At 37.7% G+C, this 14,282-nt stretch carries 8 protein-coding genes; 1 reads left to right on the forward strand and 7 read right to left on the reverse strand.

Annotated features, from left to right (window positions below):
* Positions 1-15: 15 nt before the first annotated feature.
* From JM81_RS12935 to JM81_RS12965, 7 genes are all read right to left on the reverse strand, one after another.
* A complete protein-coding gene (locus JM81_RS12935; RefSeq protein ID WP_144804006.1) occupies positions 16-444 on the reverse strand; it encodes a hypothetical protein in 429 nt (142 codons plus the stop codon).
* Complete coding sequence (locus JM81_RS12940) at positions 434-988, reverse strand: RNA polymerase sigma factor (RefSeq protein ID WP_144804013.1); 555 nt, start codon at positions 986-988, stop codon at positions 434-436. Before JM81_RS12940 ends, JM81_RS12935 begins: the two co-directional genes overlap by 11 nt.
* A 101-nt stretch (positions 989-1,089) precedes the next feature.
* Complete coding sequence (locus tag JM81_RS12945; RefSeq protein WP_261375044.1) at positions 1,090-2,793, reverse strand: CRTAC1 family protein; 1,704 nt, start codon at positions 2,791-2,793, stop codon at positions 1,090-1,092.
* A gap of 1 nt (position 2,794) precedes the next feature.
* On the reverse strand, positions 2,795-4,051 hold the full coding sequence (locus JM81_RS12950; RefSeq protein WP_261375045.1) for a phosphatase PAP2 family protein: 1,257 nt from the start codon (positions 4,049-4,051) through the stop codon (positions 2,795-2,797).
* Between the two features lie 108 nt (positions 4,052-4,159).
* Positions 4,160-7,501, reverse strand: a complete 3,342-nt coding sequence (locus JM81_RS12955; protein ID WP_144804017.1) for a VCBS repeat-containing protein — start codon at positions 7,499-7,501, stop codon at positions 4,160-4,162.
* 68 nt (positions 7,502-7,569) lie between these two features.
* Positions 7,570-9,450 carry a RagB/SusD family nutrient uptake outer membrane protein gene (locus JM81_RS12960; protein WP_144804019.1) on the reverse strand — a complete coding sequence of 627 codons (1,881 nt, stop codon included), beginning with the start codon at positions 9,448-9,450 and terminating at the stop codon, positions 7,570-7,572.
* Positions 9,451-9,459: 9 nt separating this feature from the next.
* Complete coding sequence (locus JM81_RS12965; RefSeq protein ID WP_261375046.1) at positions 9,460-12,627, reverse strand: SusC/RagA family TonB-linked outer membrane protein; 3,168 nt, start codon at positions 12,625-12,627, stop codon at positions 9,460-9,462.
* 526 nt (positions 12,628-13,153) lie between these two features.
* Between JM81_RS12965 and JM81_RS12970 the strand changes: the two genes are divergently transcribed.
* Positions 13,154-14,170, forward strand: a complete 1,017-nt coding sequence (locus JM81_RS12970) for a GntR family transcriptional regulator (RefSeq protein WP_144804024.1) — start codon at positions 13,154-13,156, stop codon at positions 14,168-14,170.
* Positions 14,171-14,282 lie beyond the last annotated feature (112 nt).

Below are 14,282 nucleotides of genomic sequence, written 5' to 3' on the forward strand. Positions count from 1 at the left end.
ATAAAATTTATGTCCTTAAGGTTTTGTAGGGTTATGCGCCGCTTCTGCACGTTTTTTCTCAATATAATTTTTATAGGATTGTTCTCCTTCTTCTTCCCAAAAGTCATCATAATGTTTCCATTGGGAAAAATCCCATTTTATATTGGAACAGGAATCTTTCTTGAATCCATCTTTCTTTTTTTTCTTTTTGGAATTACCAGATCCATTGCCGCCACCAAATCCAAAAATTATTTTGGATAACAACAGTATGCCCAAAGCCATCCAATAATCTACTTCAGGTAAGCCAAATAAATAAGGCATGAGCCAATTCCATAGGCGCATAAAAATATAACCTACCAAAAAGGCAATGCCTATACCCAATAAAATGTAAAAGAAAATTTTAAAGGTCTTATAAACATAAAATTTTACGGTCTTTTCCATGTTTTTATTTGTTTTAGTTTTCATAAGTAAGTTTTTTAAGTTCTTGAATTTCCATGTCTTTTAATAAAATTGATAAAGCCCGGTGCCTTCGCGACATTAATGTACCAGGTGAAATGCCCGTTTCCCTTGAAATCTCCCTATAGGTATAGCCTTCAAAATCAACAGCAATAATTATATCACGGTACATTGGTTTTAGATTGGTAATTGCAATCTTGAGCTTTTCCCTAATTTGTTCAGGGTACGTAGATGATGATCCATCATAGAATTTGTTCGTAAAATCTGTCCAAAGTTGTTCTATCTCTTCTTGGTGGTCAACACGTCTTTTTTTGCTACGGAGTATGTCGGTAATTTTGTTTCTAATGGCACCGTATACAAATCCACCAATATTGTTTATGGGTAGTGCATCTAAGGGTCTTGAAAAAATACGCAACGCTACTTCCTGAATGATGTCCTCTGCATCACTCTCTGAGGTTTGTTTAATTTTAGACTGAATATAGCGTTTAAGGGAGCCATATTCTTCTTCAAAGAAACTGTTCAGGTCGTTATTATTTTCTTGGTTGGATGCCATCCAATGGTTTTACAAGTGGTCTTCATATATAAAGACGAATTTTTTGGAGGCTATTGCATTTTTAGGGGATTATTTTTAAATGCTTAAAGTTTTAGGGGTTTTCATTTATTAGTAAACCTCCTTTTGTAAAGTATAAAAAATATCAAAAGGACTATTGCCAAAGCGGCACTTATATACCATTTGGAAATTCTTTTTTCCTTTGGAGCAGGGGTTTCTACTATTTCCAATAATTGGTTGGCCGCTATATGTGTTACCACTTGGGAGTTTCCACCGGTCCAGTTAACAATTACACTATCAATTTGTGTTTGTAGGCCTATTCCAAAATGGGCAATGACCGTATTTTGTGATAAATGGCTAGATCCGCCACCATCAATCTCCCTAATTTGTTTCTTGCCATTAGTAATAACGGTTACGCGAGACCCTATGCCATTGGTTTCAGATGCAATCCCTTTTAAGGCTACTTTTAACCAATTGCCTTTTTTAATATCATTCCTAAATAATTTTGTTTTTGACGGAATAGGATAGTTTAAAATTGGTTTTTGATTTACCACCAATAAATCCATATCGCCATCATTATCCATATCAAAAATTATGGAACCTCTACCTATGCCATAATCGTTTATACCATATTCCCTGCCATTTTCCGTAAAGGAGCTGTCCTTGTTTTCAAAATAGAAATTACCCATTGGGGTACAGTTTGGATTTAAATCGCCATTGGATACAAAAAGGTCTACATCCCCATCATGGTCAAAATCCGCAAAATTAGCTCCCCAACTTATTGCAAGGTTGTACGTGCCCAATTCTTTTGCCCTATCTATAAACGGCCGGTCGCGGCCTTGGTTTTCCATTAACCAATTGAATTTAATATTGGTAATGTAATAGTCCATCCAACCATCATTGTTGAAATCCCCAACAGCGGAACCCATTGCATTAATTTTTAGGTCCATTCCGGTTTCCTTACTGGCATCTTCAAACAGATTATCCGGATACTCGTTTTTGTACAAAAAATTTGGTACCGCTTTATATCCAAAATCTTGATTGACCAACAAATCCTGGTCTTGGTCATTATCAAAATCCGTGAAAACCCCACCAAAACCAAATCCTTTATGCCCCAGACCATATTTTTCATATATATTTTTATATTCCTTGCCTTTGATATTTTTTAATAAATAGCTTTTGGCGGTTTGGTTGGCGCTAACTATAGTAGCGTCTTTTATAATGCCCAGTTTTCCGGTAAATTCTTGAAAATAGTTGCCTACGAACAAATCTGGGTACCCATCTGCATCTATGTCTCCAAAACTTGGGCCTGTGCTAAAGGAGTTGAAATCCTCTAGGCCAAAATCTGTGGTAACATCCCTGAACGTTCCGTTACCATTATTTAGAAATAATAGATTTTTTGCCCTCGGAATAATGTTTTTGCCGTCTGTAGTAGTAATGGTAGTAATGAAGATATCTCTAAACCCATCACGATCAACATCTGCACTAACTACACCTTGTGTAACAAATTGGTTGGTGAGTTCTAGACCGGAACCTGTAAATACATCTGTAAATGTACCGTCGCCATTATTATGATATAATCTATCCGATACCATACCCCCGGTTATATATAAATCTTCGAAGCCATCATTATCAAAATCAAAAACGGTTGCTCCGCCACCAAATGTACCTTCATATACTTCATATTGGTGGTCTATACCTGCAGATACCGTAACATCCGTAAATTCTTGTTGGGCCAAACCGTTCATTTTAACAAGGAGAAACAACAGGAATATAGCCGAGTTTTGGAAGAGTGATATATTTTTCATTTTATTTTTTCCATTCTAATGCCGTGATGTTTTTGGCTATAACGACACCTTTTTCCAAGCCTACATCATTATCTTGTTTTGTGTGTATACCACCGTAAAATCTAGAGTCTGCCGTTTCTAGTGCTGCATCCCAAAATGTGTCAAAAGTTCTACTTACAAAATCGGTATCCTTTAATTCATCCCTTTCACGTCCTTCATGTGCCCTGTCCGTAAAGGTGAATTTGGGCCCAAAATTAGATTCCAGTACCGTTGCCGCCGCTGCCGCTTGAATAGCATGGCCAGAAGGGAATGAAGGAAAGGGTGGGTCTGGCCAGAAAGACTCCCATTCTTCGTCAATATATTTTGGTATAAAGGTATTTGGCCTTTCGGTAAAAAACTGATATTTCCATTTCCAACAGTTAATAAATGCATCTGCCACGGCCATACCCATTTGGGCAAATACTTTTGCACTTTCTATCATTGTACTATTATGACCTTCTACAGCCAAAACGGCAAAATAATAGGAATGGCCCGGTGGGGTGAAACTTACATCTGGATCGTCTCCCCACCAAATTGCGGCTTCTTTTTCTTTTTTGGTCAACTGTAGATCTTTGAGATATACAGCCTCAAATTGTTTGTAATATGGAGACCCCACCGTAGTATCATAGGGTATTATTGTTGGGTCCTCTACCATTTTGTTAGATACTGCAAAGGTTCTGTTCTTGCCCCAGTGCGGATGTAAAGGATGGTGGCTGAAGGATTGTGCGAACAACGGTGGTTTCCAGGCCCCGGGACGATCAGGATGTACCAAAGTTTTATCAAAGTTAGCTAGATACCCCCTGTGGCCACCGTCGTTTTTGGACCATTCAAAAATTGATTGGGCCACTGCCTTGCCATATGCTACGGATCGTTGCCTGGTCTCTGGGTCTATTTGGTTTTTATATTGGTCATAAACCACTTTTTCCAGCGAATCTATTTTTTGAATGTTCTCTTCAGAAGTTTGAACATATATATTTTTTAAAATTTCTGACTGTCCCGCATTTAACGATAATGGCCAATGATATTCTTTTTCGATATCTATTTGGGGAATGGAATCAAAACCGCTTAATTGTCCGCTTAGGCTATTATATTGCCCAAAGCCCGGTACTATGGATTCATACATGGTAAGACCAACATATCCAAATGCACGTGAAGCAAAAGTGGGGGAGTTAGAGGGGGTATACCTTGTAATAAATAATGTCATATTTGCCCATTCCAACGCAATTTCTTTTTCTGTCATTGGGCGTTCTTCGCTTTTTTTGCACGCACTAAAAAACATAATTATGCAGAGAAATGTTACTCTAAATTTTATTTTTTTGATATAAAATGTCACCATAAGATTGAAATTTTATTCTGAAAATGTATAGGTCTGTAATTCCTTACCATACGTCGTAATCATTAAGTGGCCATTAAGAAGAATTGCTTTAGGTTCACTGCCCAATATTTTAAGACCAGATTCTGATTGGGGTACGTATTTAAATTTACCATTGCCATCACCATACAGTAGCGTTCCATAATTGGCATCGAACTTTCCAATTCGTAATTTATAAAAATCATCATTACCTAAAACCAATATATCTAAATGGCCATCCTTATTAAAATCCTTGGCAATTAGTTGTGATGTTGGAGCATATTGTGCCTGTTGTGGTAAGATGACCTGTTTTAAGTTTTTCTTGCCCAAATTTAAAAACAAGGTCGTTTCTTGATGGTCAAGAGTCAATTTTTGAGCTTTTTCTAATTCCGATGCACTAAAAATATCAGTAAGTTTTGCATTGGCATAGGTCTCATAACTTGTAAAGCGTTGTCTAAAACCTGCCAACTGACCTAAGAGCTCATCCCTTGTTATATAGGGATAACTGGTATTACCAACATAAAAATTCAAAATGGGGTCTATAGAGCCGTTTTGATCAAAATCCGTATAGTAAAGTGTAGCTGGGGTGGCGGAACTCAACTTAAATTGGGTATTTACGCCTATGTTTCCGGCAAGTATATCAATATTGCCATCCTTGTTAATATCCGCAAGTTCTAATGTCGTCCAAAGGCCATTTATTTCATTGTTAAAATAAGTACCGGTCTCATCTACCAACTTTCCATTTTTGTTCACATATATACGTACCGGTGCCCAATCTCCTACAGTAACAAGGTCATCTATAGAATCACCATCAATATCTGCCCATTTAGCATCGGTTATTGCTCCGGGCATCTGTAATGAGGGCTGTACCTGTTGTGTTTGGTCAATGAACTCACCCTTGCCGTTGTTTATCAGCACATAACTTCTAGAACATTCTGGATACCTCCCAGGAATATAGTCACCACCAATGAACAGATCTATGTAGGAATCCTTATTGATATCTGAAAAAGATATACTGCCCGTATTGGTCAGCATGGTCGGTAACGCGGTTTTCATCCTGGAAAAATTACCCTTTCCGTCCCCTAAGTACAGTCTATCCTGTAAACGAACATCATTTGGTTTTAGGTCATGATATCCACCACTTGCAATATATACATCCAAATTTCCATCTGCATTAGCGTCAAACACGGCAATATCGGTATCAAAATAGTCGGCATCCTCTAAAAAATCATTTATAGGACGTTGCGAAAATTTGTTTGCTTTGGTCTGTAAATAAAGAGAGGTGCCTTGTCCTATACCACCGCCTATTAGTATATCTTCCAATCCATTATTATCGATGTCGGCTTTGACGATTACCGGACTTTTATGCGAAAATTGTTTCAATAACAAGGATTGCCTTTTAAAATCATTAAAGCCCATTGATGCATGTTCATAGTTTACGGGAGATTGCACTTTGGTGAACAATGGTTTAAGCTTCTCTGTTTTTGAGACTTTTTTAGAGGCATTGACTTCTTCAATAACTAGCGTTTGGTTTGTATGTACAGCAGTAAGTATTTCTTTTTTGCCGGAATTCCACTCTATTTGAACCGAATCTATTACCTGAATATCTCCCATGCCAAAATGTAGGATAGACGAAACTGTAGATAGGTAGCCTTGCGTTGGCATTTGCTCTAAAACCTGTAATTGGTTTTTGGCATATACACTTACTTTAGCACCAATACCAATGGTATTTTTGTTGGCTCCTTTTAATTTAATCTTTAAATATCTATTGGTTGTAACATCACTATCGTTCCTATAAATAAAAGCGGGCTTATTGATATTGTTAACTACTAAATCCAGATCCCCATCATTGTCCAAATCACTATAAACGGCACCATTGCTATTGGCAGGATGATCTATTCCAAGTTCTTGGGTATGATTGGTGAATTCCGTACCGTTTACATTTGTGTAATAGTAATTGGTTAAATTAGAAGAAGGCATTTCTTTGATAAGTTCCAAAACATCCTGGCGTTGTAAACGTCCTTTAGTCTGTACAAAATCCTCCATGTAATTTATGAAGTCCAAATTGGTATAGTCCCTATAATATCCATTGGTGATATATAGATCTTTTAAGCCATCATTATTGAAGTCGGCAAAAAGGGGGGCCCAACTCCAATCCGTATTTGAAATACCGGATAATTGACCCACTTCGCTAAAGGTACTGTTGCCATTGTTTAATTGAAGCATGTTGCGCATGTACTGATGATGAAAGCCACTTCTAATATTCAGGTCGAATTTTTCATAATTGTCCGGGGACAATAACAATTTCTGTCTTTTGTTATCCTCTGGCAACATGTCCAAGGTGAACACATCTTGCCAACCGTCATTATTAATATCAATGACATTATTACCCATGGAGAAATGGCTGGTATGTCCCATTTGTTTCCCTAATTGATCTGTAAATGTGCCGTTTTTATTGTTGATATATAAATAATCTGGAACAGTATAATCATTTGATATATAGAAGTCCTGCCACCCGTCATTATTAATGTCACCTATACCAATACCTAGTCCATATGATAATGCGGAACCACTGATACCGGCTTCAACGGTTACATCTATATAGGTTCCATTTTTTTGCTCAAAAAGTCGGGTGCCTTGTAGAGGATCATCTTTTTTAAGGAACTGTCTTGTACTTACCTCATTGAGAACGGGTAAGGATTTTGGATTATGGTTTAATAACAACATATCTAAATCCCCATCCTTGTCATAGTCAAAAAAATATCCCTGATTGCTAAATGCAGCACTTGCCAATCCATATTGAGCAGCTTCGTCCTTAAATATAGGAACGTTGTTCTCATCATTGCCCTGATTGATAAAAAGTTGATTTTGTCTTTTTGCATCTGGCAACGCACCTGAATAACAAAGGTATATATCCAATTTTCCATCACCGTTTACATCAACTGAAGAAACCCCTGTTTTCCATGGCCCGGGTCTACCGTTAATTTTGGCTATTGATGTTACATCCTTAAAATTTAGATTACCTTGGTTAAGGTATAGTTTATTGCTACCCATGTTGGAAGAAAAATACAGGTCCTCTAAACCATCCCCATTAAAATCTCCTGCCGCCACACCGCCACCATTATACAAATATTCATAAACCAGTACATTGGCGTTTAAACCTTCGTTCAGGGTGTTTTCAAATGTTATATTCGTTTGTTCAGGGGTCAATAATGTAAAAAGGCGAGATTTTTTTATAGGGGTATCCGCAACATCAACAGGGTTCTTTTCCGGCCTTTCATTACAACCAATCAATAGAACAATACAAATAGAAAGAAGTGTAAATTGTTTTTTTGTCATTTGCTTAAATGTAAAAAATCTATCCCACAAAGGGATAGATTTTTCGAATAACTCAAAATTAAATTAACTTAATAGCCAGGGTTCTGGATCAATAATTCATTACGATTAATTTCATCTCTACTTAAAGGCATGAAATACATCTTATCATCCCAAATTCTGGTTTCATTATCGGTGTTGTCAACTACATTATAGGTATAGTCATACACCTCTGGATCGTATTGGTAAGGGCTTCTTGGCGTAGCACCCGGCTTTAATTTGGCGGAAACTTTCATAACCTTGATTCCCCTGCCTAAAGTCTGATCGGCTATCATCCACCTTCTGGCATCATGATATCTATGCTCTTCATAGGCCAATTCTATTCTTCTTTCGTTTATATATGCCTCCAATAAAGCGTCACCAGATGCTGTAATTGCCGGCATACCTGCCCTAAACCTTATTTTGTTGAGCCAATTTCTTGCCTCACCTTCATCACCGGTTGCAATAGAGGCTTCAACATAGTTCAATACAATTTCAGTATATCTAATAAATGGCCAAGGAACTACTTGTGCACTGGACTGATTATCTACCAAGGACGGGTCCGGATCAATAAACTTTCTTACATAATATCCAGTTCTACTTCCGTTCCAGTTTTCAATTGGAGAATCGCGCATATCCACACCAGGGATAATTCCTCCACTACCGTCATCATAGGTACCGGTCTGTATTTCATCATAAGGGTCAATGGAAGCTACATCATCAGGTCTTGGTTTCCATGGGGCGCCATCATATAGAATGGTAGCTGCCAACCTAGGGTCCCTGTTTTCATAAGGTGCGGCGGCATGATCAGGATTGCTCCAGTCAAATTCAGAACCGTCCATCATTTGATAATCATCCACCAATTGTTGAATAGGTGTATTACCTGCCCAGTTGTGGTACCCGTTTGGACCGTTGTTGATCCCTTGGTGAATACCTCCCAAAGGCCAGTTACTTTCTTGGGTAAATAAAGGTGAATGCGTTCTTTCAAATAAAAGTTCAGATCTAGCAGCGGCATCACCAACAGCACTTCCGCCTCCCATAGCAATGGAGATGTAGGTTTCTGTTGCTTCTTCCGCAGAAGCAGGTTCAGTTAAGTCCAATTTATATCCGCTGGCCTCACTGTCCAAAACTGCCTTTGCCGCATTTTTAGCTAAAATCCATCTTGATTCCCTATCTCCAGAAGTATAGGCAATTAAGTCTTGATTTGCATAGCTTCCTATTGTAGCCGATTTTTGTGCAGCAGTCGTTGCATCTCTTAGGTCACTTGCTGCATATAGCAATATCCTTGATTTTAGACCCATTGCACTTAATTGAGATGCCCTTCCAGGGGTAGTTTCCTTACCGTCCAATAATGAAATGGCATTATCCAAATCTGCGACTACAAAATCGACATTTTCCGCATATGTACTTCTGGCGATGGAGTAATCCTCATCTAGACCATATGGCCTATCAATTAAGGGAGCGCCACCGTAGTATCTCATTAATTGATGGTAGTAATAAGCTCTTAAAAAATGTGCTTCGCCAAGTAAACGGTCCTTTAAAACCTGATCGTCAAATGTAGCATTTGGCAATTCTTGAATAGCAATATTAGCTTTTCTTATGGCTGAATATAATTCGTCCCACTGTGGAATAATATTAACGTTACCGGTACCGGAAGGTGATAATGCCCCTTCTGTAATTACATTAATTCCTCTACCGGAATGCGTAAACATGGCTTCATCTGTCAATGAGGCCAAACCTTCTTCTTCAAACCCTCCATAGCCAAGGGATGCGTAGACATTGAAAACAAAAGCTTGAGCAAGTGCACCATCTGCCCAAGTGGCATCTGCTGAAATTGAATCTAAAGGTTGTGTTTCCAAAAAGTCTTCGTTACACGATATAGGTATCAACGCAATGGTCAATAAACCTAAGAGTACTAATTTCCTTTTCTTCATAATTTTTTTTTAAAATGTTAAACTAAAACCTGTGTTAATAATTGACTGCTGCGGATAAAACTGCCCACTATTACTCGTTGATTCTGGATCATAAATGTCTTGTGCTGCCCATGTGGCCAAGTTAAGACCACTCATATACACTCTAAAATTTGAAAGTCCAAACTGTTCTATCATTGAACTAGGAAAGTTATAGGCCAATTGCACGTTCTTAAGTCTAATATAATCTTTGCTGAATAAGTTATATGTATTGTTGCCATAATCACCTCCTGTGTAATATGTGTCACCACGGCTTGCCAACCTTGGGTCTACACTACTTGGATTATCTGGACTCCATCTGTTATCAAAACTATATTTTAGGAAATTTCCGATATCCCCTGATTCTGTCTGTATAAACAATTTTGCACCGGTGGCACCTTGTAATAATACGGATAAATCAAAGTTTTTGTAAGAAGCATTGAAGGTTACACCAAAGTTAAAGTTAGGATTAATACTATTGGACAATCTCACTTGGTCTAAGTCATTGATGGCACCATCTCCGTTTATATCCTTAAATTTCATGTCCCCGGGCTCTAGCACCGGTTTTACGGCGCTATAATCTAACGTATTGGCGCTAATGGCTGCCTCGTCCCTAAAGACTCCGTCATATTCGTACACCAAATATGATCCTATTGGCTTACCTTCCTGTAATTGATAACTTGGTGCGCCAGGAATCTCATCTAAAAATTCTACCGAGTTTTGTGCATAACCACCATTTACACCAACATCCCATTTAAATCCTTCTACACTACCACCATAATAATTCAAAGCAAATTCAAAACCTTCGTTATTTACCTTACCTGCATTTACAGGAGGCAATAGATCAGAGATACCTGAAGACCCCGGAGTGGAACCTGTTTTTTGAATTAATATCTGGTCTCTTTTGTTCAGGAAATATTCCAATGTAAAACTAAGTTTCCCATCTAATACAATACCGTCCAAACCAACGTTGAAATTTTTGGCCCTTTCCCATGTAAAACTTGGGTTGGCCAATAAAGGCTCGTTAAGAATGGTCTGTACTTGCCCATTTATTGGATACTGCCCAAATTCATAAATTGACTTATATGCATATTCCTGTAATTCGTCATCCGTAATTTCACCATCGCCATTACTGTCAAAGGAAACTTGATCGTTACCCATTTCACCGTAAGATCCTCTAAGTTTTAGGTAGCTGATAGAATCTACATTAAACCAATCTTCATTATTAATGTTCCAACCTACCAATAGACCAGGGAAGAATCCAAAACGATCATCTCCCGGGAAAATATAAGAACCGTCATATCTCCAGATAAACTCTGCCAAATATTTTTCTTTATAATTGTATTGAGCACGGCCATAATAACCCAATCTGGTCCTGTTATATGCGTAACCATCCGTTTCTTGTGCAATCTCACCACCAACTCCTAATTGGTCTACGGCTGTTGACAAAAAGTTTCTTCTAAATGCAGAGAAAAATTCCCCTTGAAAATTTTCACGGGTTACACCCGCCAATAAGCCAATTGTATGGTCTTCGCCAAATGTTTTGTCATAGGCCAATAAACCGGTTAGGTTGGTATTCAGTACATTGTTGGATGATTGCAACAATCTAGGATCCGTGAAGTTAGATCTAATGGCCCCGCTCAAAACAGGATTGCCGGTAGCAATATAATTGGCACGGTCCAATGAATATAAAGTCCAAGGCGTTTGCCAAAGTTTTCTACGTAACTGGCTTTGGTCTACACCCGCCATTAAGGTTAGCTTTAAACCATCTACCCAAGGGTTGGTAATGTCTACGGAACCTGTAAACTGTAAATAATCCGTAGGTTGTTTGTCGTAACCCGTTTCATTAGTGGTTACAACCACTGGTTGCTGTCCGTTTTCAATATCAGGACCTGGTAGTCCATTTGGCCATACTGCCGGTTCATTAGGTCTTCCTCTCATCAACATTCTAAATATAGCTCCGGCCCCTTCTGTTGGGAAAGTTCTATATTCTTTTCTATACCCCATACCTAATTTGGTAGAGATGTAATCGTTGATCTTGGCGTCCGTATTCAACCTGAAATTGTACTGTTGATATCTGTTGGCAGAATTCTTATAGATAGCACCTTGATCGGAATAGCCCAAAGAGGCATAGTATTTTAAATCTTCACTACCACCACTAATGGATAGATTATGTCTTTGCTGTTCTGCCCAATCTTGAAAAGTAGCGCCAAACCAATCCGTATCCGGATATAACCAAGGATCTGCATTTGTTCTGTGATTGTTTATGGTTTCTGGACTAAACGCTGCGTTTACGGTTTCTGAACCTCCCGGTATTGTATAGCTTCCGGTAGATTGAAAAGCACTACTTGCGGCACCCCACTGACTGGCAGGAATATTACTGTTGTAAATGGCCAATTCATTCATAATGGTCTGGTATTCCACGGCACTGGCCATTTCCGGTACCCTGGTGGGCCTTGTAAGTCCAAAATCTGCTTTGTAATTGATTTTCATCTTACCAACACTACCTGTTTTTGTGGTAACGATAATCGCCCCGTTTGCCGCTCTTGCACCATAAATGGCTGCGGATGCATCTTTCAGAACAGAAATGTTCGCAATATCATCGGCATTGATTCTTGCAATACCACCATCCCTGTCAGGAATACCATCTATTACGATTAGCGGCTGATTGTTGCCAAGGGTATTGGTACCACGAATACTAATATTAGATTCATCATTCCCTGGTTCGCCACTGGTTTGAACAATGACTACACCAGGTAACCTTCCAGCTAAGGAGTTAGATACACTAATTGCAGGAGAACTTTCTAAAACAGGTCCTTGAACTGCCGTTACCGCACCGGTCACCGTAGCCTTCTTTTGGGTACCATACCCAACAACAACAACTTCTTCCAAGTTTGCAACATCTTCCTCAAGTGTTACGTTTATGGTAGTTTGATTGTTTACGGGTACCACTGCAGGCTTAAAACCAATGTAGCTAAACCGTAGACTTGTATTATTGTCGTCTAATGTAATTGTGAAATTTCCATCAAAATCTGCTTGCACGCCTTTGGTTGGATTATTGGCATCTATAACAGATACACCAGGCAGCGGCATGTTGTCAGAGGCAGACGTAACCGTACCTGATACCGTTATTTCTTGGGCATATACACTCGTTAGGAGCATACCGCAAAAAAATAAAACCATCGTTAAGATTCCACGATTTCTAATCATGAAAAGCTTAGGGAATTTAAATTGATAATTCATAAAATTAGGTTCTAATGAGTTGTTAGTTAATTTAAATAGTAAAGGTACCGGCCGTCAATTTGAAGGTTACACTGATTTATACAAAGACTATGATACACTATGCTACTGTAAACAAATATATAATAAAATGTTAATTATCTAAATTAATATTATATAAATTTTCAATATGCTAATATAATTGTGTTTTATTATTAATATCATATTTACCAGATGCTTATAGAATCCTTTATTTTTCTAGCTTTAAGGCGTTAAAGTCAATGTGGTTCTTGATAATGAATTATGGGGATTATTAAGGATATTTAGTTGTTTTTTAGATTCTTGCCGTTGTTTTTCATGACCGGAATATCATATTGTAACTGCACAGATTATGTATGTATTGATAAAGGTCAATTTTGATATAATGTATTAAATTGTATATTGGACTGTTATAATTGTATTCTTCTTTATGCCCGTTGTTGGAAAAATTTTAAAATTAACACAGAACAAAAACCTCTCTAAGCACGAGCAATTAGTACAAGGTGTTATAGAATCAATTGAGGAAGGAAAATTGGCCATTGGTGACCAGTTACCATCCATTAACAATATGGTCGATGAAATTGGTTATGCAAGGAAAACCATCTTCAAAGCCTATGAAGAGCTGAAAGATAGAGGGTTGATCGAGTCTAGGCAATTAAAAGGATATTTTGTAATCAGCCAAGAAACAAACATTACCAAACGTATGGCTTTGTTATTGTTTGCTTTTCAAAGTTATCAAGAGGAATTCTATAAGACCTTTAGAAAGGAAATGGGCAAGCGTTTTCAAATTGATGTTTTTTTTCATCATAATAATCTCACCATTTTTGAAACCATTCTTACCAATATTAACGGTAAATACGGAATGTATGTTATTGCTCCAATACAAGACCCAAAAGTAGTTCCGCTATTACAAACTATAGAGCCAAAAAAATTATTGTTAGTAGATAGATATTTGGATTTGGGCACCCCTTTTTCATATATCTCACAGGAATTTGAACAGGTTATTTACAGTTCTTTGGTTCAATTGCTTCCTGAGATAAAAAAGTATAATAAGGTCATTTTGTATTTTAATGAAGAGAGCGATTATAGCCCAATATCTATTCGCAACGCTTTTGAAAGATTTTTGGAAAACTACGGTATCAAGGGTAGTGTCAAGACCAATTATTCTTTTGGTACCGCCACAAAAGGCAATCTGTATTTTATTTTAGGGGATACTATATTATGGCATGTTCTAAGGGACTGTGTTAGAAAAAAGTATAAAATAGGCGAGGATATCGGTATACTTTCACAGAATGATAATGTAGCCAAAGAGATTGTATTTGGGGGCATTACCACAATCTCAACCGATTTTAAGGAAATGGCCAAAAAAGCGGCCAGACATATTAAAAATGATGACCTAACCCAATGTATAATGCCATCTACATTAATTAAGAGAAATTCCTTGTAATACCTACTTGTGCCAGAAATGAATTTTATATCTTGTTTTACCTTAGCAGGATATGGTCTTAATTATGGTGTGATTCAATAGAAATGGTTTATTACTAGGCATTTTGTTCTAT

The sequence above is a fragment of the Maribacter sp. MAR_2009_72 genome (genome assembly GCF_007827235.1).
Taxonomy (GTDB): domain Bacteria; phylum Bacteroidota; class Bacteroidia; order Flavobacteriales; family Flavobacteriaceae; genus Maribacter; species Maribacter sedimenticola.

Excerpts from the sequence above, each read along its gene's own strand:
- JM81_RS12935 (WP_144804006.1), bottom strand. The coding sequence starts at position 444 with ATGAAAACTAAAACAAATAAAAACATGGAAAAGACCGTAAAATTTTAT.
- JM81_RS12955 (WP_144804017.1), bottom strand. The coding sequence starts at position 7,501 with ATGACAAAAAAACAATTTACACTTCTTTCTATTTGTATTGTTCTATTG.
- JM81_RS12945 (WP_261375044.1), bottom strand. The coding sequence starts at position 2,793 with ATGAAAAATATATCACTCTTCCAAAACTCGGCTATATTCCTGTTGTTT.
- JM81_RS12960 (WP_144804019.1), bottom strand. The coding sequence starts at position 9,450 with ATGAAGAAAAGGAAATTAGTACTCTTAGGTTTATTGACCATTGCGTTG.
- JM81_RS12950 (WP_261375045.1), bottom strand. The coding sequence starts at position 4,051 with ATGACAGAAAAAGAAATTGCGTTGGAATGGGCAAATATGACATTATTT.
- JM81_RS12965 (WP_261375046.1), bottom strand. The coding sequence starts at position 12,627 with ATGCTCCTAACGAGTGTATATGCCCAAGAAATAACGGTATCAGGTACG.
- JM81_RS12970 (WP_144804024.1), top strand. The coding sequence starts at position 13,154 with ATGCCCGTTGTTGGAAAAATTTTAAAATTAACACAGAACAAAAACCTC.
- JM81_RS12940 (WP_144804013.1), bottom strand. The coding sequence starts at position 988 with ATGGCATCCAACCAAGAAAATAATAACGACCTGAACAGTTTCTTTGAA.